Origin of the sequence: Terrisphaera buseokensis (genome assembly GCF_047521145.2) — a bacterium.
Taxonomy (GTDB): domain Bacteria; phylum Verrucomicrobiota; class Verrucomicrobiia; order Opitutales; family Opitutaceae; genus ER46.
Window position 1 is genome coordinate 4,986,994 of the sequence record NZ_CM134186.1, and the last position, 19,433, is coordinate 5,006,426.

Consider the following 19,433-nt stretch of genomic DNA (forward strand, 5'->3'; position numbering starts at 1 on the left):
TTTGACTCCACCCCGCACCGCGCTTCGCTCCCTCCCTCCCCTCGATGGCCGACTTCCTCACCGACAAACCTGCAAAACTCGAACGCGCCTTTCTCGTCGGCGTCCAAACCCCGGAAATGCCCGCAGGCGAAGCAGCCGAGTTGCTCACCGAGTTGAAGGAGCTGGTCGAGAACCTGCGGATCACGGTGGCGCATTCCGAACTCGTGAACCTGCGCCGGCCGACGCCCTCGCTGTTTCTCGGCAGCGGCAAGGCCGAGGAAATCATCACCGCGGCGAAGGCGCTTGATGCCGACGTGATTGTCTTCGACGAGGCGCTCTCGCCCGCGCAGCAGCGCAATTGGGAGGAACTCTCGGGTCTCGCCGTGATCGACCGGCAGGAAGTCATCCTGGAAATTTTCTCCGACCGGGCCCACACCCGCGAGGCCACGCTGCAGGTCGCGCTGGCCCGCATGGAATATTCGCTGCCGCGTCTCACGCGCGCGTGGGCGCATCTCTCGCGCCAGCGCGGCAAGGGCAAGATGGGCGGCGAGGGCGAAACGCAGCTCGAGCAGGATCGCCGCATCGTCCGCGATCGCATCACGCACCTGAAGACCGAACTCGCGAGCGTGGTGAAGCAGCGCAACGTCCAGCGCCGCAAACGCCAGCGCGTGCCGATTCCCACGTGCGCGATTGTCGGATACACCAACGCCGGCAAGTCCACCCTGCTCAACACGCTCACCGGCGCCGAGGTGCTCGCGGCCGACAAGCTGTTCGCAACGCTCGATCCGACCACGCGCCAGCTCGTGTTGCGCGGCAACCAGAAGCTGCTCGTGACCGACACCGTCGGCTTCATCCGCCGCCTGCCGCACGGGCTCGTCGAGGCGTTCAAGGCCACGCTCGAGGAAGTGGTCGTCGCCGATTTTCTCGTGCACGTCATCGACGTCACGAATCCGAATTTCGAACAGCATCACGCCACCACGATCTCCGTCCTGGGCGAGCTCGGCGCCGGCAGCCAGACGATGGTGACGGTGTTCAACAAGGTCGACGCCGCCACGCCCGAGATGATCGCCCGCGCCCGCCGGCTGGTGCCGGAAGCGCTGTTTGTCAGTGCCCTCACGCGCGAGGGCCTCGATGTCCTCGAGGCGCGCTGTCTCGAGCTGATCGCCGAGGCGCACGCCACGACCGAATTGCTCGTGCCGCACCAGCGCTACGACGTGATCGCCCGCCTCCACGCCGTCGGTCACGTGCAGAGCGAGGAACAGCTCGACGACGGCGTCCGGCTGTTCGGCCGTTATCCACCGACGCAGGCCGCGTTCTTCGCGCCCTTCGTGGTGAAGTCATGACCTCCTGACGTCACCCGTTCGGGTGGTTTCAAGAGGATCGTCGTCGCGGCCGCCCCTGCGACGCCAAGGCTGGAAACACCGCCGCCCGCGCTCCCGCCGGCCGCGGATTTCCTCCCATGTACAACGGTGTCAGCCAGAGCAGCCCCAATCAGGGATCATCCGCCGTCTCGAAAACCGATGGCGTCGACGTTCCGTCCGGCGGTCGCGTGCGCAGTGGCAAGGCCCCCGCTCCCCGCGTGCAGCAACCCGGCGTGACGCGCATCGATCGGCCGCTGGGCAAGCGCAACGTGACGTCCGGGTCGCCCGTCTCCGCCCGCGCCAAAGCCTCGGCCAAACCCGACGGCCCGCCGGTGTTCGACGATATCGCGAAATTCATCGCGTCGCGCTTCGCGCAGCGCGCCACCGTGGGCGACCATGTCTGGCAGGTGAAACTGGTCGGCCTGATGAAGGCCGTGTTGAGCCAGCCCGGTGCCCTTTCCAACGAAGGGGTTCCGATCAACAACCGCGAAGCCCTGGTGGACCACCTGATCGCGAAGGCCGTGGCGGACGCGCCCAAGGGGGATCGAAAGATGGTGGAAGCGCAGTTGAAGAATCCGGAGATCCGGCAGGCCCTGAAGGATGGCCTCACCGTCGCGCAGGGCGACCTCGCGTCACGGCTAAAGCAGATGCCGAACTACGGCCGGGTCGACCCCAACGACTTCTCCGCCGCCAATCTCCCGCTGGAGTTGCGCGGGAATCAGCGTTTTCAAACGTTCATGGGTCGATTCAAGGAGGCGCTGCTGAAGGGAGGCGACGAGGGGGCCGCGGCGGTCAGGAACCTCGACCGGATGTTGAACGCCGTGCTCAAAACCACGCACGAGACCAAGGACGGGACAGACTACATCCTCAGTCCGAGCGCACGCTTCGCCCTGACGCTGGCCCACGGCCAGAACTTTCTCTTTTCGCTCATCGACGAGGTGTCCGGCACGCTCAATGACCACGACAAGGCCAAAGTGGAAAGCACCAAGGCCGCGCTAAAAAATTCCGGGGCCGTCAGCAACTTTCACCATGAGGCGGTCAAGGGCTTGGGCAACTACATGAGAGGCGACGGCGTGCTCGTCCTCGGCGGGAAGAATTTCTTACCGGTCCAGGAAATCGGCCAGGGAAACTCCGGCTCGGTGGTCGTCTACCGTCCGGAATACCAAGGCACCGACGAGGACTGGATCGCCGTCAAGCACCCGAAGGGCGACAAGATCGAGGGCCCGTCCAACGAGGGTCGTGCACTGATCACGGCCCGGGGCAACGGCACCGCGATGGAGACGAACCTCACTGAATTGATCGACGGCGCACGCACCGACGACTCGCTCCTGCTGATCATGCGTTACATGGGCAATGGCTCGTTCGACCATGCGCTCAAGACGCTCGATAACGTGGCGATGTCCGCTGACGATCGCGCCACCCTCAAGCTCACGCCCGTCGCTGATATTCTCACGGCGCTTCAGCGCATGTTCTATGCGACGGGGCAGGTCCACAGCGACCTCGCCGCGCGGAACCTCATCATCGACGCGCGGGGCGTGGCGAAGCTGGCGGACTTCGGCCTGACCCGGCAGGTGCAGAAAGTGACCGATGGTCCGAAGGAGTCCGGAAGTATTCCCGACACGTCCAACCCGCTCCCGATCCGTTGGACCGCGCCCGAAGCCCACAAGGGCGAAACCACGGGTCCGAAGGCGGACGTGTGGAGCCTCGGGATCATGCTCATGGAGGTCGTGTATGGCGGCCTGCCGTTCCCGCAGCTCTACAATGCGGCAGCGACCGATCGAATCCTCCACTTCGATCCCTCCAATCCGGAACATCTGCCCCCACTCGATGCCACCAAATGGCCCAACGGCATGGCGGAGAAACTCCACGCGTTCATGGCCTCGCTGCTTCAAGTCGACCCCGACAAGCGACCGCCGATGGACGACGTGATCAAGGTCTTCAAGCGGGACTTTCCCCACGTCGGCACGCCGGGGGCGCACGAAAAACTCGCGACGGTGCTGAGTGAAGCCAAGCCCAAGACCGGTTCGACCCCGACCCCACTGCCGTCGGGCAGCCTGCCCGTGTCGCCGGCTGTGACCGCTCCGACCACCGCGGACATCCCCAGTGTTTACGCGAACCCGCGGCAGACCACTCCCTCGGCGCCGACCACCCACTCGGACATTCCGAGCGTTTACGCGAACCTGCGGCAGAACCAAACGTCACCAACGGTTCCGCCCGCGTCTCCGGATTCACCCCCGTCCACCCAGACGGATCTGCCCGAGGACTATGCCAACCTGAGATAGGGCAAAGGCGAAACCGTGCGACACTCGCGCCGCGGTTTCCGGCGGGCCGCGACCGACCCGTAGTCGTCGCGGCGAATGACCGCGGCGACCGGGCCTCCCCGAGGCATTCCCGATCGCGTCACATTCGACGCGGCATCCGTCTCACCGGATCCGCGATTCCAGCCGTGATTCCGGCTCAGTGAATCACTCGGCGTCGTAAATCTGCACCTTCGTCCAGAACGTCTTGAACTTCGCGATGAACGCCAGGTGGATCGGATCGACCTGATACGCATCGTGCGCGGCGACGTCCTTGCAGAGCACCGTCAGCGCGAAGGAATACGAGCTGTCGATGATCGGGCGCCGCTCGGTTTTTGCCGGCGTGCCGACGTAAATCTTGTCGACGGCCTTGATCGTGCCGAGCGATTCGACGCCGCGGCGAAAGTCCGCGAGCTGGGCGGCGGTGAGTTCAGGTTTCAGCCAGAAGTAAACAGTGTGAACGAGCATGGGAACAACGAGTAGAGCGGCTGACCCGCGCCGCTCAATCGCAAACGAAAGGGGCCGCGTCCGGCATCCGGCCACGGCCGCCATGAGCGATCCGTCCCCGACGCGACGCGCGCTCATTGAGTGGCGCGGCGGATGCGAGGTACGGGGTTTCGCTTGGCCGGTGGATTGGTCCCTCAACTCCCAGCCGGAACCATTCAGTTGAAAGGTGAACGTTGAAGGTTGAAAGCGCCCAATCACCAGCAGCAGCCAACGGTCCTAGAGTGCGTGCAGGTTTCCACCGACTGGTGCGTGACTGTATTCGAGCCCAATCGACGGTGGTTCGATCTGCTTCCGGTTCCTTTCAACTTTCACCTTTCAACCTTCAACTTGGCTCGGCTTCGTGCATCGCGCCGTCTCAACCGGTCATCGCATCCAGTTTCGCGAGCTCCTCCGCCACGTTCAGATTCATCGGAATGTCGGGATCGGGTGACGGCACCGCCGACAGCAGGATCCGCGTGTAGGGATGTTGCGGCGCCGTGAAGATGGCCTCGGTGGCGGCGACCTCGACGAGCCGGCCCTTGCGCATCACGGCCACGCGATCGCAAAACCCGCGCACGACATCGAGATTGTGCGCGACGAACAGATACGTGAGCTGAAACTCCCGCTGGAGTTCCTTCAACAGGTCGAGCACCTGCGCCTGCACCGACGTGTCGAGCGCCGACGTCGCCTCGTCGCACACGATCAGCGACGGCCGCATGATCAGCGCGCGCGCGATGCCGATGCGCTGACGCTGGCCGCCGCTGAACGCATGGGGATAACGCGAGCGGTGCTCGGGCTTCAGGCCGACGCGGGCCAGCACGTCCGACACGCGATCATCGAGCTCCGCCCCGTGCGCGAGCCGGTGAATCACGAGCGGCTCGCCGACAATGTCCCGCACCGTCATGCGCGGATTGAGCGACGAAAACGGATCCTGAAACACCATCTGCGCGTGCTGCCGCACGGGCTTGAGCTCGCGATCCGAGAGTCGCGCCAGATCCACGACGCGGCCATCGGGCAGCCGGAAAAGCGTCTCGCCCGCCGTCGGCGGAATCGCGCGCAGGAGACAGCGGGCCGTCGTGGTCTTGCCCGAACCGCTCTCACCCACGAGCCCGAGCGATTCACCCGGCGCCAGGTCGAAGCTCACGTTATCCACCGCCTTCACGGCGCCGCTTACCTTCCACCGAAACCCGGGTTCATAGATCGGGAAGTGCTTGCTCAGGCCGCGCACGCTCAGCAGCGGCCCGGACGGAGGACGGAAGGATGCTGCGGCAGCGGTGGTACGCGCAGGCATGAGACTCGGATCAGGCGGAACCCGCGCGGCCGGCGGACGCCGTCCGCGCCGCCGCACTACGCCGGCTCGGCAGCGCGTCGAGCAGCGCGCGCGTATAAGGATGCTGGGGACACTTCAGGACGGCGCGCACCGTGCCGTGCTCGACGATCTCGCCCTGCCGCATCACGGCCACGTCGTCGGCCATCTGCGCCACGACCCCGAAGTCATGCGTGATCAGCAGCACCGAGCAGCCGATCTCGCGCTGCAGCGTCTTGATGAGCCCAAGAATCTGCGCCTGCACGGTCACGTCGAGCGCGGTCGTCGGCTCGTCCGCAATCAGCAACTCCGGCCGGCACACGAGCGCCATCGCGATCACCGCGCGCTGGCGCATGCCGCCGGAAAGCTCGTGCGGATACTGCGCGTAACGCTGCTCGGCGTTTGCGATGCCCACCTTGTGCAGCATCTCGAGCGTCAGCCGTCGCGCCGCCGCCGGACTCACGTCCTGATGCACGAGGATCGCCTCGTCGATCTGGCTCCCGATCGTGTGCACCGGCGACAGCGCCGTCATCGGCTCCTGGAAAATCATGCTGACGAGCCCGCCGCGCACCTTGAAGAGCAGCCCGGATTTTTCATCGAGATGCGCGATGTCGATCTCCCCCGCCCGCTGCGAGCGCAGCACCATGCGGCCGCCGACGATCCGGCCGGGCGGCTGCACGAGCCGGAGCAACGAGTACGCCGTCACGCTCTTGCCGCTGCCGGATTCGCCCACCAGCGCGAGCGTGCGTCCGCGTTGAATCGAAAAGGAGATGTTCTGCACCGCGCCGACGACGCCGTCCGGGGTGAAGAACGACACGCGCAGGTTGGAAACCTGCAGCAGGGGCGAGTCCGGGGGGAAGTTCATTTCGTGGCGTAGGGGTCCGCAGCGTCGCGCAATCCATCACCCAGAAAGTTAAAACACAACACGGTCAGCACGATCAGCACGACCGGCATGAGCAGCCACGGGTAGTTGGCAACGGTCTGGATGCTCAGACAGTCCTGCAGCATCACGCCCCAGCTGACAATCGGCGGCCGCAGCCCGAGCCCGAGAAACGAGAGCGACGTCTCGCCCAGAATCATCGAGGGCACGCTCATCGTGAGCACGACGATGATGTGGCTCGTGAACCCCGGCAGGAGATGGCGAAACAGGATCCGCGCGTGACTCGCGCCGAGCAAGCGCGCAGCCGTGGCGTAATCCTCTTCGCGCAGCGCGAGGATTTTTCCGCGCACCACGCGCGCGAGTCCCGTCCAGCCCAGCAGGCTGAGCACGAGCGTGATGGCAAAATACGTCGACAGCGGCGGCCAGCTGATCGGCAGCACGGCACCAAACGCTAGCCACAGCGGAATCTGCGGAAACGCGTTCACCACTTCGATCACGCGCTGGATCACCGTGTCGACCGCGCCGCCGAAATAACCGGAGATGCCGCCGATGGTCACACCGAGCACAAAGGTCACGGCAATCGACACCAGCCCGACCGAGAGGCTGATCCGGGATCCGTGAATGAGGCGACTGAAGATGTCGCGGCCGTACTTGTCCGCCCCGAGAAAATAAAACGCCGGCGTCGCGCCATCGGCTCGCCGCGCCGCACTTTCCTTCACGCCGAAGAAATGCCGCTCGAGCGGAACGAGTCCGAAAAGCTGATACGGTTCCCCGCGGACGAAGAACCCCAGCGCAATCGGCCGGGTTCGATCCTCGAGGTAGGTTTTTTTGAAGGTGAGTGGATCGACCGACACCGTCAGCGCGGGCACATGGAGCCCGTGCTGCCAGGAAAAGCGCGGGAGCTGCGGCGGACAGTAGGCCTGCGCGAGATCGCGCCATTGCCGCGAATACGGCGCGAAAAACTCCGCACCGATCGCGAGCACGTAAAGCACCACGAGCAGGAAGAGCGACGCCACGGCCAGGCGGTGCTGGAGGAAACGCCGCCGGATGAGCGCCCATTGCGACAGCGAACCGGGCTCCGACGCCGGGGCGGGCGCGGCCAGGCTCGGGGTATCAGCGACGGCTGCCATCGCCCGCCAGCAAATTGCCCGGGTCCGCAGCGGCAAGCGGCAAGTGGGAGCGAGTCGAGCGCGCACTGGGAATGCGAACTGCAATCGCGCCAAGGAAGCACCCGGAGCGCAGGCGTCCCGCCTGCATCCGATCCGTGCAGGCCGGAGGCCTGCGCTCCCAACTCTGCGCGCCTATCCTCAGCCGCCCGTTTTCACTGTTGCCACCCGGCGGCCACCGGGACTGTTTCACGTGCCTTGGTGCCCTCCATGAATTACCTCCCCGCGCCCTTTTCCCTCCGCCCCTTCCTCGCCGTCGGACTCCTCGGTCTGGCCGCCGTGATCGGTGGCTGCAGCAAGTCAACCGATGCCGCCAAGACCGACGCCGCGCCCGCGGGCGGCAAGAAGGCCGGCGCGGTGAAAATTGGTTTCTACGTCAAGCAGCCGGAGGAACCGTGGTTCCAGCTCGAGTGGAAATTCGCCGATCAGGCGGCGCGCGAACTCGGCTTCACCCTCGTGAAGATGGGCGGTAACGACGGCGAGAAGGCCCTCGCGGCCATCGACAATTTTGCCGCGGGCGGCGCGCAGGGCTTCGTCATCTGCACGCCCGACACCAAGCTCGGACCGGCCATCGTCAACAAGGCGCGCGCCGTGAACCTGAAGTTCATCGCCGTCGACGATCAGTTCCTCGGTGCCGACGGCCAGCCGCTGAAGAACGTCCACTACCTCGGCATCTCGGCGCGCAAGATCGGCGAGAGCGTCGGCGACACCCTCGCCGCCGAGATGAAGAAACGCGGCTTCGCGCTCGCCGACACCGCGGTCTGCGCCGTGACCTACGATGAACTCGCGACGGCGAAAGAGCGGACCGACGGCGCGATTTCACGTTTGATGGCGGCCGGCATTCCGAAGGAACGGATCTTCCGCGCTCCGATGCGCACGACCGATATTCCCGGCGCCCTCGACTCCACCAACACCCTGCTCACGCAACAATCCGGCGTGAAGCACTGGCTGGTCTGCGGCACCAACGACAACGCCGTCCTCGGCGCCATTCGCGCGCTCGAAGGCCGCGGCTTCGCCCCGGAAAGCTGCGTCGGCATCGGCATCAACGGCACCGACTGCATCGTGGAACTCGAGAAGGCGAAGCCCACGTCCTTCCACGGCTCGATGCTCCTCTCCGCGAAGGAGCACGGCTACAAGACCGCCGAGATGCTGTATAAGTGGATCAAGGACGGCGTGGAACCGCCGCTCGACACCCGTACCGTCGGCACGTTGATCACGCGCGAAAACTTCCGCCAGGTGCTGAAGGACCAAGGCGTGCGCGAGTAAACTTCCCGGGAGCGCAGGCGTCCCGCCTGCAAACGGAGCCTGCGGGCGGGACGCCCGCGCTCCCACCCGCCCCTGCGTCATGTCAGAACACCCCGCCCTCGCCTTCGATCGCGTCTCGATGGAGTTCCCCGGCGTGAAAGCGCTGACGGACGTTTCGTTCTACGTGCGCGCCGGCTCGGTGCACGCGCTGATGGGGGAGAACGGCGCGGGCAAATCCACGTTGCTCAAGATCCTCAGCGGCGCTTACCGGCCGACTTCCGGCGCGGTGGTGATCGACGGCCAGCCGCGCCAGTTTGCGAGCACGGTCGGAGCGCTGGCAGCGGGCGTCGCGGTGATTTACCAGGAGTTGCACCTCGTCCCGGAAATGACCGTGGCGGAAAATCTCTTCCTTGGTCACCTGCCGAACCGACTCGGCTTCGTCGATCGCCGCGCGCTCGCCGCGGCCGCGCGGCGGCAGCTCGAGTTGATCGGCGAGGCGATCGATCCCGACACCAAGCTCGGCCGCCTTTCGCTCGCGCAGCGCCAGATGGTCGAGATCGCGAAGGCGTTGACGCGTGGCGCCCGGATCATCGCGTTCGACGAACCGACCAGCAGCCTCTCCGACCGCGAGGTGCGACGGCTCTTCACCATCATCCGCGATCTGAAAGCCCGCGGGTGCACGATCCTCTACGTGTCGCATCGCATGGAGGAAATCTTCGCGCTCTGCGATCGCCTCACCGTGCTGCGTGACGGCCGGCACGTCGAAACCGCGGCGCTGGCAACGCTCACGCGCGACGGCGTCGTGCAACGGATGGTCGGCCGCGAACTCGCCGACATCTACAATTACGCGCCGCGCCCGCGGGGCGAAGGCGGCCTGGCGGTCGACGGCCTCTTCGGACCGGGCCTCGCCGAGCCGTGTTCGTTCACCGTCCACGCCGGCGAAATCGTCGGCTTCTTCGGCCTCGTTGGCGCCGGTCGCACGGAATTGCTCAGACTGCTCTTCGGCGCGACCCCGCGCCGCGCCGGACGCGTGACGCTCTTCGATCGCGACCTCCATCCGGCGTCGCCGCGCGAGGCCATCGAGGCGGGCATCGTGCTGTGTCCCGAAGATCGAAAGAAGGAGGGCATCGTGCCCGTCCGCTCGGTGCTCGAGAACATCAACCTCAGCGCGCGCCGCCGACGCTCGCACGGTGGCGTGCTGATCGACGAAACCTGGGAAAACGCCAACGCCCGCCAGCGCATCGATCAACTCCGGGTGCGCACGCCGTCAGCGCAACAGCTCATTCGCAATCTCTCGGGCGGCAACCAGCAGAAGGTCATCCTCGGCCGCTGGCTCTCCGAAACCGTGCGTGTCATCCTGCTCGACGAACCGACGCGCGGCATCGACATCGGCGCCAAGAGCGAGATCTACGCCATCATCCAGCAACTGGCGCGTGACGGCGTGTGCGTGCTGCTGGTGTCGAGCGAGCTGCCTGAGGTGCTCGGCGTTTCCGACCGGATCGCCGTCATGCGCCAGGGCCGCATCGCGGCGATGGTGGATCGCGCCGACGCCACCGAGGAACGACTCCTCAAACTCGCGCTGCCGCTCGAAACCGCCTCCGCCTCATGAGCGCCTCCACCGCCCGCCCATCCTTCGTCAGCAACCTGCTTGATCGCGCCGGCATGCTGCTGGTCCTCGCGCTGCTGTTCGGTGGCTGCTCGCTGTTCATCGACAACTTTCTCTCCGTCGTAAATCTCAAGGGCCTCGCGCTGTCGGTCTCCATGACCGGCATGGTCGCCTGCACGATGTTGTTCTGCCTCGCGGCCGGAGACTTCGATCTTTCGATCAGCTCGGTTGTCGCCTGCGCGGGGGTGGTCGCGGCGCTCGTGATGAATCGCACCGGCAGCATCACGCTCGGCATTCTCGCCGGGCTGGGCTGCGGCGCGGCCTCCGGCCTGATCAACGGCATCGTCGTCGCGCGCCTGCGGATCAACGCGCTGATCACCACGCTCGCGACGATGCAGATCGTCCGCGGGTTCGGTTACATCGTCTCCGACTACAAGGCCGTCGGCATCACGCACGAGAACTTTTTCCTCCTCGGCAACTCGCGCTTCCTCGGCATCGACACGCCGATTTGGATCACGGTCGCGTGTTTCATCGTGTTTGGATTCGTGCTGAACCGCACCGTGTTCGGCCGCGAGACCCTTGCGGTCGGAGGCAATGCCGAGGCCGCGCATCTCGCCGGCATTCGCGTCGACCGCGTGAAGATCATCATCTTCACCGCGCAGGGCATCATGGCGGCATTCGCGGGCATCGTCCTCGCCTCGCGCCTCACCAGCGGCCAGCCCAACACCTCGCAAGGATTCGAACTCGACGTCATTTCCGCCTGCGTGCTCGGCGGCGTCTCGCTCACCGGTGGCATCGGCAGCATGACGTTTGTCGTCGCGGGCGTCCTCATCATGGGCGTGGTCCAGAACGCGATGAGCCTGCTCAACATCGCGCCCGGCTACCAATACGTCGCGCGCGGCCTGATCCTGCTGGCCGCGGTGCTGTTTGATCGCTGGAAGCGGCGGAGGGGGCAGAGTTGAGGGAGTTGAGGGTTGAGAGCTGAGAGTTGAGCGAGCTGGGAGTTGAAAGTTGAAGGGTGAAAGTTGAAAGACCGTGTCGAGTGGGCGCACTTAGCCTTGGCCAGAATGCACCAAACGAACCGGAGAAGTTTCCGGTCTTTCAACTTTCACCCTTCAACTTTCAACTGCGCGCGGCGCTCCGCGCCGGGCGCAACGTCTTCCCCTCGTTCCACTGCCCTTCGACCATCACGGTGGTCGCCTGCTCCGGGAGGCCGCGCTCGTTGCGCTCCACGAGACTGATCAACGTATCCACCGCGAGCGCACCGATCATGCGGCCGTTCTGGTAGACGCCGCTGTGGCTGTCGCCGCTTTCCGGACACGCCAGCAGCGCGAGGCCGATATCGGCCGGCACTTTCCAACCCGCCTTCGCCAGCGTGCCCGCGAGCGGATCCGCCGCCGGCGTGATGATCACATCCGGTTGCTCGCGCCGCAGCCACGCGAAGATCCGTTTCACGTCGGCCCAGTCATCGACATAGAGCGGCCGCGCGAGCTTAAGGTCGGCGAGCATCTCGCCGCCGATCAGGTAACCGGCCTCCCACCGCCCCTGAAACCGCAATTGGTGAACGCGCCGCAGGACGAGGCCGGGACGGCGATAGCCAAGGCGGTGGCATTCGCGCACGGTCTGCAGGCTCGAGAAGAAGTGATCGTTGCAGACGGTCGTAATCGTGAGCGACGGCAGCGGCACGCTCAGGCCCACCGCGGCGAAATAATCCCAGCGCAACGCCGGCGGCGGATCGCCCTCGGCGAGCGGACTGATCAACACGCCCTGAATGCCCCGCGCGTGCAGCATCGCGGAGAAGCGCTCGTTCGACATCTGGTCGCGATGCAGCCAGAATTCCTGGGCCCGGTAGCCGCGCAACGTCGCCCGTTCAAGCGCGCCTTCACGCATCTGCCGGATCGTCGGCGCGGGATGATCGCGCCAGCCGTCCGCGGTGCGTTGCGCGCACACCAGCGCGAGGGCGGGCTTGTCGCGGAGCGGTTTTCCCTGGCGCCGAATCCGCATCAGGGTCGAGACGTACGGATTGGGCTGATAATTGAGTTTCCGCGCGATGGCCTGGATCCGCTCGCGCGTGGCCGGCGGAATCCGCGGGTTGTTGGCCAGACACATCGACACCGTCGCCTGGGTCACGCCGGCCAGGGCGGCGATCGACTTCATCGTGACGCCGTTGCTCATGCTTAAGGATGAAAGCAAGACGAAGCTTCTGTTGACTGGCGCAAGCGAAATCATGGCCGGTTAACGCTTGCCCCGGGCGTTTCCCGGCGGAGCGTTACACCCCGCGCCCTTTCTGTTGACCGCGCCCACCAAAACCCATGAACCCACGCTCCCTCCCCACCCGATTGTCAGCTGCCGGCCTCTGCGCCGCGCTGCTCGTCAGTGCCCTCCACGCGCAGACCACGCCCGCCACCCCCGCCGCCAGGCCGGCGGATGATGTGGTCAAACTCTCCGAGTTTTCCGTCCGCGCCGATGGCGACCGCGGTTACGCGCCGTCCGAAACGCTCACCGGCAGTCGCGTGAAGACCCAGATCGCCGACCTGCCCTACACGGTGAACGTGCTCACCAGCGAATTTTTTGAGGACTTCGGCATCTTCGAACTCTCGGACAACGTGATTCAAATCGGCGGCTTTACCGGCCTCGACGTCGGCGGCAGTTTCAACCTCCGCGGCTTCAGCTCATCCTCACAGCTGCGCGACGGCTTCTTCCGGCTCGGCCGCTACGGGTCCAGCAACGTCGATCGGATGGAGGTCATCAAGGGTTCCAACGCCGCCATCTACGGGCGCACGTCGCCGGGTGGCATGCTCAACATGATTTCGAAGCAACCGAAGTCACGCGAGAGCCAGAAGCTGACGTTCAACTACGGCGACGAGGGCACGCAGCGCGTGACGCTCGAAACCACGGGCCCGATCCTGAATAGCAGCCTCGGCAAGACCTCGTACATTCTCACCGGCAGTCATTATCAAAAGGAGTTCGACCAGGAATACGCCCGCAACCGGAACCAGGAATACTACCTCGCCGTCTCGCACGACTTCCCGGACGGCTCGAATCTGTTTCTCTCGGCGGAGTACTTCCTCCAGCTGCGGCACTCGCCAAATTCCTCCGCTCCTTTGATCACCGATCAAAAGGGCACGGCGAGCAATCTGGACGACGAGGCCATTGGCTACGCGTTCAATCTCGCCCGTTACAATGCCTTCGGCCCGAACAGCGAACTCACCCGCGGCAACACCGGTTTCAACGCGGTCTACGACAAGAAGCTGAACTCGGTCTGGAGCACGCGCGTCGCCGCCAACTACTACCTCGCGCGCCGCTGGGACTTCAACCAGAACACCGGCTGGGGCGCGATCATCATCAATCCCGCCAACACTGCCACGCCGGTCACGAGCGCCCGCGGCGCGACACCCAACACCACGCGCATCATCGAGGACGGCGGCGGCTTCCAGGGCGACATTCTCGCCCATTACTGGACCAACAACCGCGCGCTCGAGCACCGCACGCTGGTCACCCTCGATATCAACGATTACTACCGCTGGGATCCCTCGCTCAACTACGCCGGCGCGACCAATCCCGATCTCGTGGCTTGGAACGCAGTGCGGACCGTCACGCTGGATCGCAACTACAACCCGGTCGCGCCGCTCGCGTATTTCCCCAAGCTGTACGATCCCACGCAGGGCGTGAAGACGCGGCACCAGAAGCGCCGCACGACGGTATTCGGCGGACTGCTCCGCCAGCAGACCTCGTTCATGAACGGCCGGCTGCTCACGTTTGCCGGCGCGCGTTTTGACGACGTGCGTTTCCGCGACACCGACTACATCGGCTTTGCCGGCTACGTCCCGGGCACGCTGATCGACAAGAGCGTCAATCTCCTGAAGCCCAACTACGGCTTCAATTACAAGATCACCCAAAACTTCCGCGTGTACGCCAGCTACAGCGAAAGCTACTTCGTCTCGCAGAACGACAATGCGCAGGCCCACTTCGATCCGACCTACAAGTCCGAGGTCGCGGACGGCTACGACTACGGCTTCAAGGGTTCGTTCTTCAACGATCGCCTCACGTACACGATCAGCGGGTACTATGCGAACCGCAACAATGTGAGCGTGACGGACAACATCGAGACGCCCCTCGGGTCCGGCAACTTCGTGCAGGTGACGGTGCGCGACGGCGATCAGCTCGTGCGCGGCTACGAGATCGATCTCACGTGGCGCGTGACCGACGCCGTCTCCGCCGGCGGCAGCTGGGGGCATGTGTATTCGGTTTACACGGACTTCGGCACCGCTTCTCCCGCGGCCATCGGCCGCCGCGTGATCAACATCTCGCCGCAGAACGGCAGCGCCTACGTCAGGTACGCGCCGCGCGAGGGACTGCTGAAGAATTTGTCGGGGAACATCGGCGTCGCCTACGTCGCGTCCACGCCGACGGAGGCCCCGACCGCGGGCGACACCTACGTGACGACGCCCGGCACCGGCGCCCGCGTGGTCACCCGCTCCACCAACCAGTGGCGCCTGCGCGTGCCGTCCTTCAACGTCTGGAGCATCGGCCTGCGCTACAAGCTGCCGGCGATGCGCAACGGCATCGACCACTCGCTCGCCCTGAACGTGAACAACCTCTTCGATCGTGAATATCTCCGCGTGAACCGCCTGATCGGCGAGCCGCGCTCGATTTATTTCTCGTACACGATCAACCGGACCGGCGCCCGCAACAGCCGCTGATCTGCGGCTCCGTCGGGAGCCCGCGACTTGACCCAGGCCGGGCGCAGCGCGCCCGGCCTTTTCGTTGGTCTCGTCACGACGGCTCGGATACCGCGCCTTCGACGCACGGCAGCGTCACGACAAATTCCGTCCAGCCCGCCGGTGACGCGGCCGCGAGTTCGATCTCACCGCGGTGCGCGTGCACAATCTCACGGCAAAGACTGAGCCCGAGACCGTGACCGCCGCGACTGCGGGCGGGATCGCCGCGGAAGAATCGTTGAAACAGATGCGGCCTTCCCTCCACGGGAATGCCGGCGCCGGTGTTGCTGATCCGCAGTTCCGCCACCGGGCCGCGTCGCGCCAGCAGACACCGGACGCGGCCGCCGGAGAGATTGTAGCGGGCGGCGTTGTCGAGCAGCGTCAGCAGGGCGCGGCGGAGTTGCGCGTCGTCAGCCAGGATCCAAACGCCGGCGGCGATGTCCGTCTCGAGACTCACCTGGTGCGCCTCCGCGAGAATCTCGGCGTCTTCGCACACGGCCCGCACCAGGACGCCGGCGTCGATCGGCCGGAGCGTCATCGACGGATTGCCGGCGTCAAATTTCGCCAGCAGCAGAAGATGCTCGGTGATGCGATCGAGCCGGCCGATTTCCTCCTGCAGGCTGAGCAGCTTTTCCTCGGGCCCGCGTTCCAGGCCCCGGGCGCGCAGCAGCCGCTCGATCTCGCCGTGCATGATCGTCAGCGGCGTGCGCAACTCGTGCGAGGCGTCGGCCGCAAACCGCTGCGCCTGCTGAAAACTCGTCTGCAAGCGCGCGAGCATCGCATTGAACACATGCGCCAGCCGGCGCAATTCGTCGTCGGCCGCGCCGACCGGCACCCGCCGATCCAGCTGGCTGGCCTGCACGCCCTCCGCCGCCGCGGTCAGCGCGCGCAGCGGGGCGAGCGCGCGGCCCGACATCCACCATCCGCCCCCCGCGGCCACCAGCAGCACGATCGGGAGCGACAGGGCATAGCCGGTGAACAGGTCGCGGATGATTTCGTTCACCTCGGACAGCGTGTGTGCGATCACCACCGCTTTGCCCGGCCGGTTGACCGTGACTATCCGCCACGGCTCGCCCGCCGCGTCCTGCTGCGTATGAACGCCCGAGTACCGGAGTGCAGCGCGGGCCACGGCCTCCGGGAGCTTGTCGGAGCGTCGCATCACGCGCGCGTCGTCGAAGATGGCGATGGCCAGCCAGGGTTGGAAGCGGACCAGTTCGTCGATGGTGCGATCAAACAGGTACGGCTCATCCACGGCAGCAAGATGCTGCCGCTCCGCTTCAAGCGCGAGGTCCACTGCTTCGATCTGCTCGTGATAGAGATTCAGATACGTGCCGAACGCAAAGATCGCCAGCACGAGTCCGACCAGCGCCGCGGCCGACACCGCGAATTTCCAGCGAATGGGCAGCGGTTTCATGGGTCGCGCTGGATCGCATAGCCGGTGCCGCGCACCGTCTGGATGAGTTTGACGGGAAACGGATCGTCGAGTTTGCGCCGCAACCGCTGGATCGCGACATCGACGAAATTGGTCCCGGGGTCGAATTGATAGCCCCACACACTCCGGCTGATTTCCACGCGCGTCACCACGCTGCCGGGTGTCCGCAGCAGGCACTCCAGCAACGCGAACTCCCGCGTCGTCAATGGCACGCGCACGCCGCCGCGGGTGACGTCGCGGGTGGCGAGATTGACGCTCACGTCCGCATACGACTGCACCAGCGACGTCGTATCCGTGCGGCGGCGCAGCACGGCCTTCAGTCGCGCCACGAGCTCGGACATGGAAAACGGTTTGGCGAGGTAGTCGTCGGCGCCGAGGTTCAATCCCGCCACCCGGTCCTCCAGGCTGCCGCGCGCGGTGAGCAGGATGACGGGCACCTCCTGGCGTCGCTCGCGCAAGGTTCGCAGCACCGACAATCCGTCCTGCCCCGGCAGCATGACATCCAGCACAATCGCATCGAAGGTCTCGCGCCCGATGCGTTCCAGCGCGTGATGGCCGTCGGTGCTCACGTCAACCGCGTAGCCCTGCTCCGCCAGGCCCGCTTTCACGAGCGCAGCCACCTTCGGTTCGTCCTCCACCACCAGCACGCGCATCCGCCAAGCGTGATGCGAACCGCCCCGATGCACGAGCGCGAACTCCTCGACAGCGGTCGGTCGCAGATGACAACGTCGTAATGTTTCTAACGCTTCGGCCCCGAACGCGTCGGACTCTCATGCCTTTCCACGAACCCAACTCCCGCGAGCGGAAGCAGCGAACCCAAGTGTCGCTCCTACGACGGCGGGACGGTCTCGCCGCCCTGGCGGTCGCGGTGGCCGCAGTCGCCGGTCTGGTCACGCGGCTGGCGCTGCTGGGGAAGTCGGCCACGGACGTGGCGTGGAACTCGAGTCTCGTCGCCGCGTTCGGCTGGGGGCTGCTCTACGATGTCGCGGCCGCCCTGTGGTGGGCGACGCCCCTGGCGCTTGCGCTCCTGTTTCTGCCCGCGCGTTTTCTCGCCAGCCGCGCCGGCCGCATCCTGCCCCACGTTTTCTTTGTCGGGCTGTTCTACGCCGCGTTTTTCGGCGCGGCGGCGGAATGGATTTTCTGGGACGAGTTTGGCGTCCGTTTCAACTTCATCGCGGTCGACTACCTCGTCTACACGAAGGAAGTGCTCGGCAACATTCGCGAGTCGTATCCCATGCCGGCGCTTTACGCCGGGCTGCTGGCGTTGGCGATCGCGGCGTGGTGGTTGCTGGCCCGCACCGGATGGTTAGGGCAGTGGTCGCAAACGGGGGCCGCGCCCGCACCGTTCCGTCGCTGGCCCGCAGTGGCCGCCTGGTCGGGCGCCCTCGTGCTTTTCGGCCTCGGTCTTCAGCAGGGGCAGCTGCCCAGCTTCGCCAACAACTACAATCGCGAGCTGGCCAAGAACGGTCTCTGGTCGCTGGTGGCCGCGTTCCGGGACAACGCCCTCGACTACGAACAGTTTTACCCCACGCGCCCGAATGCCGAAGCGTTCACGCGGGTGCATGAGCTGCTCGCCCGCGATGGATCCCGCCGGCTGACCTCGGACCCTCACGACCTGCTCCGGCTGGTCCGGCACGAGGGCACCCCGCAGCAACTGAACGTGATTCAAATCACGGTGGAGAGCCTGAGCGCGGACTTTCTCAGCACCTTCAACCGCGCCTCCAAGCTGATGCCGAACATGGAGGCCATCGCGCAGCAGAGCCTCGTGTTCGAACGCTTCTACGCCACCGGCACCCGCACGGATCGAGGCATGGAGGCGCTCACGCTGTCGATTCCGCCCACGCCCGGACGCTCGCTGGTGAAGCGTCCGCGCAACGAGCATCTCTTCACGCTCGGCTCGGTGTTCCGGACGCATGGCTACGAAACCGCGTTCATTTACGGCGGCTTCGGCTACTTCGACAACATGAACCACTTCTTCGGCGAGAACGGTTACCGCGTCGTCGACCGCACCAAGGTGGCCAAGGATGACATCACGTTCGCGAACATCTGGGGCGCATGCGACGAGGATCTCTACCGCTGGACGCTCCGCGAGGCCGATCGCGATCACGCCGCCGGAAAACCGTTTTTCTACTTCGTCATGACGACGTCGAATCACCGGCCCTTCACGTTTCCCGACGGAAAGATCGACCTGCCCTCCAAGACCTCCGGCCGCGCCGGCGGGGTGAAATACTCCGACTATGCCATCGGCGAGCTGCTGCGGCAGGCTGCCACCAAGCCGTGGTTCAAGCAGACCCTCTTCGTCTTCGTCGGCGACCACTGTGCGGCCAGCGCCGGCAAGACGGAACTGCCCGTGCAAAACTACCACATCCCGCTGCTGGTCTATGCTCCGGGCGGGCAGATTCAGCCCGGCGTGGTGAAGACCATCGCGAGCCAGATCGACTTCGCTCCGACGCTGCTCGGGTTGCTGCGCTGGACGTATCCGAGTCGCTTCTACGGCGAGGACGTCCTCGCCCTGCCCGCGGGTTCCTCCGGCCGCGCCCTCATCGGCAACTACCAGAAGCTGGGTCTGCTCCGCGACGGCGCGCTCGCCGTGCTGAAACCAATCCGGCAGGCGTCGACCTTCGGCTACAACGCGACGACGCACGAGATGAAGCCGATCGCCGCCGACCCCGCATTGCTGGACGACGCCATCGCCTATTATCAGACGGCCAGCTGGCTCTTCAAAACCGGCGGCCAGGGCGAACTCTCACCCGACGAACTGGCCCACCTGCGCAACGCCGCCGCCGCCAAACCCGGGTTGCGCCCGGGCTGGGTGGCGGCCCCCGCGTTTCAACCGGACAAATCTGTTCGTTAATTTCCCAGACCTTCCGAGCGGTTCGTCATCTCATGGATGACAAGCTGAATGGGAGGATTTCTGCGAAGACCAGAAACGTCAGAGCGTGCTGCGGGTGCGT

The 19,433-nt window shown here is 65.5% G+C and carries 14 protein-coding genes; 7 read left to right on the forward strand and 7 right to left on the reverse strand.

Annotation, left to right across the window (positions count from 1 at the left end):
• Positions 1-44 precede the first annotated feature (44 nt).
• Both hflX and ACLJEU_RS18715 read left to right on the forward strand, forming a co-directional pair.
• A complete protein-coding gene (gene hflX / locus ACLJEU_RS18710; protein ID WP_414659988.1) occupies positions 45-1,322 on the forward strand; it encodes a GTPase HflX in 1,278 nt (425 codons plus the stop codon).
• A 116-nt stretch (positions 1,323-1,438) separates the two neighbouring features.
• Complete coding sequence (locus ACLJEU_RS18715) at positions 1,439-3,622, forward strand: protein kinase domain-containing protein (protein WP_414659987.1); 2,184 nt, start codon at positions 1,439-1,441, stop codon at positions 3,620-3,622.
• 183 nt (positions 3,623-3,805) lie between these two features.
• Here the strand turns inward: ACLJEU_RS18715 and ACLJEU_RS18720 are convergent, their stop codons facing one another.
• The 4 genes from ACLJEU_RS18720 to ACLJEU_RS18735 all read right to left on the reverse strand — a co-directional run bounded on the left by ACLJEU_RS18720 (position 3,806) and on the right by ACLJEU_RS18735 (position 7,439).
• A complete protein-coding gene (locus ACLJEU_RS18720) occupies positions 3,806-4,105 on the reverse strand; it encodes a Dabb family protein (RefSeq protein WP_414659986.1) in 300 nt (99 codons plus the stop codon).
• A gap of 394 nt (positions 4,106-4,499) precedes the next feature.
• Entirely contained in the window at positions 4,500-5,414 is a 915-nt protein-coding gene (locus tag ACLJEU_RS18725; RefSeq protein WP_414659985.1) for an ABC transporter ATP-binding protein, read from the reverse strand.
• Between the two features lie 10 nt (positions 5,415-5,424).
• Positions 5,425-6,294: an ATP-binding cassette domain-containing protein gene (locus ACLJEU_RS18730; RefSeq protein ID WP_414659984.1), complete on the reverse strand. Its 870-nt coding sequence runs from the start codon at positions 6,292-6,294 to the stop codon at positions 5,425-5,427.
• Positions 6,291-7,439 carry an ABC transporter permease gene (locus tag ACLJEU_RS18735; protein WP_414659983.1) on the reverse strand — a complete coding sequence of 383 codons (1,149 nt, stop codon included), beginning with the start codon at positions 7,437-7,439 and terminating at the stop codon, positions 6,291-6,293. The genes ACLJEU_RS18730 and ACLJEU_RS18735 overlap by 4 nt, the downstream gene beginning before the upstream one ends.
• A gap of 246 nt (positions 7,440-7,685) precedes the next feature.
• Between ACLJEU_RS18735 and ACLJEU_RS18740 the strand changes: the two genes are divergently transcribed.
• From ACLJEU_RS18740 to araH, 3 genes are all read left to right on the forward strand, one after another.
• On the forward strand, positions 7,686-8,741 hold the full coding sequence (locus ACLJEU_RS18740; protein WP_414659982.1) for an arabinose ABC transporter substrate-binding protein: 1,056 nt from the start codon (positions 7,686-7,688) through the stop codon (positions 8,739-8,741).
• A gap of 79 nt (positions 8,742-8,820) precedes the next feature.
• On the forward strand, positions 8,821-10,329 hold the full coding sequence (araG, locus tag ACLJEU_RS18745; RefSeq protein ID WP_414659981.1) for an L-arabinose ABC transporter ATP-binding protein AraG: 1,509 nt from the start codon (positions 8,821-8,823) through the stop codon (positions 10,327-10,329).
• The gene (gene araH, locus ACLJEU_RS18750) at positions 10,326-11,288 is read left to right on the forward strand and encodes an L-arabinose ABC transporter permease AraH (RefSeq protein WP_414659980.1); all 963 of its coding nucleotides are present in this window, start codon (positions 10,326-10,328) and stop codon (positions 11,286-11,288) included. The genes araG and araH overlap by 4 nt, the downstream gene beginning before the upstream one ends.
• 160 nt (positions 11,289-11,448) lie before the next feature.
• On the opposite strand, the gene ACLJEU_RS18755 is transcribed toward araH, so the two are convergent.
• Positions 11,449-12,501, reverse strand: a complete 1,053-nt coding sequence (locus ACLJEU_RS18755; protein WP_414659979.1) for a LacI family DNA-binding transcriptional regulator — start codon at positions 12,499-12,501, stop codon at positions 11,449-11,451.
• Positions 12,502-12,638: 137 nt separating this feature from the next.
• Here ACLJEU_RS18755 and ACLJEU_RS18760 point away from each other — a divergent pair, with 137 nt between their 5' ends.
• Positions 12,639-15,029, forward strand: a complete 2,391-nt coding sequence (locus ACLJEU_RS18760; protein WP_414659978.1) for a TonB-dependent siderophore receptor — start codon at positions 12,639-12,641, stop codon at positions 15,027-15,029.
• Between the two features lie 73 nt (positions 15,030-15,102).
• Here the strand turns inward: ACLJEU_RS18760 and ACLJEU_RS18765 are convergent, their stop codons facing one another.
• Entirely contained in the window at positions 15,103-16,461 is a 1,359-nt protein-coding gene (locus ACLJEU_RS18765) for an ATP-binding protein (protein WP_414659977.1), read from the reverse strand.
• Positions 16,458-17,132, reverse strand: coding sequence for a response regulator transcription factor (locus ACLJEU_RS18770; protein WP_414659976.1), 675 nt, complete (start codon positions 17,130-17,132; stop codon positions 16,458-16,460). Before ACLJEU_RS18770 ends, ACLJEU_RS18765 begins: the two co-directional genes overlap by 4 nt.
• Before the next feature lie 119 nt (positions 17,133-17,251).
• On the opposite strand from ACLJEU_RS18770, the gene ACLJEU_RS18775 reads away from it, so the two are divergent.
• Complete coding sequence (locus tag ACLJEU_RS18775; RefSeq protein WP_414659975.1) at positions 17,252-19,333, forward strand: LTA synthase family protein; 2,082 nt, start codon at positions 17,252-17,254, stop codon at positions 19,331-19,333.
• Positions 19,334-19,433 lie beyond the last annotated feature (100 nt).

Coding starts and splice junctions, on each gene's coding strand:
- ACLJEU_RS18755 (WP_414659979.1), bottom strand. CDS start 12,501: ATGAGCAACGGCGTCACGATGAAGTCGATCGCCGCCCTGGCCGGCGTG.
- ACLJEU_RS18740 (WP_414659982.1), top strand. CDS start 7,686: ATGAATTACCTCCCCGCGCCCTTTTCCCTCCGCCCCTTCCTCGCCGTC.
- ACLJEU_RS18715 (WP_414659987.1), top strand. CDS start 1,439: ATGTACAACGGTGTCAGCCAGAGCAGCCCCAATCAGGGATCATCCGCC.
- araG (WP_414659981.1), top strand. CDS start 8,821: ATGTCAGAACACCCCGCCCTCGCCTTCGATCGCGTCTCGATGGAGTTC.
- ACLJEU_RS18775 (WP_414659975.1), top strand. CDS start 17,252: ATGCCTTTCCACGAACCCAACTCCCGCGAGCGGAAGCAGCGAACCCAA.
- ACLJEU_RS18720 (WP_414659986.1), bottom strand. CDS start 4,105: ATGCTCGTTCACACTGTTTACTTCTGGCTGAAACCTGAACTCACCGCC.
- ACLJEU_RS18735 (WP_414659983.1), bottom strand. CDS start 7,439: ATGGCAGCCGTCGCTGATACCCCGAGCCTGGCCGCGCCCGCCCCGGCG.
- ACLJEU_RS18730 (WP_414659984.1), bottom strand. CDS start 6,294: ATGAACTTCCCCCCGGACTCGCCCCTGCTGCAGGTTTCCAACCTGCGC.
- ACLJEU_RS18725 (WP_414659985.1), bottom strand. CDS start 5,414: ATGCCTGCGCGTACCACCGCTGCCGCAGCATCCTTCCGTCCTCCGTCC.
- araH (WP_414659980.1), top strand. CDS start 10,326: ATGAGCGCCTCCACCGCCCGCCCATCCTTCGTCAGCAACCTGCTTGAT.
- hflX (WP_414659988.1), top strand. CDS start 45: ATGGCCGACTTCCTCACCGACAAACCTGCAAAACTCGAACGCGCCTTT.
- ACLJEU_RS18760 (WP_414659978.1), top strand. CDS start 12,639: ATGAACCCACGCTCCCTCCCCACCCGATTGTCAGCTGCCGGCCTCTGC.
- ACLJEU_RS18770 (WP_414659976.1), bottom strand. CDS start 17,132: ATGCGCGTGCTGGTGGTGGAGGACGAACCGAAGGTGGCTGCGCTCGTG.
- ACLJEU_RS18765 (WP_414659977.1), bottom strand. CDS start 16,461: ATGAAACCGCTGCCCATTCGCTGGAAATTCGCGGTGTCGGCCGCGGCG.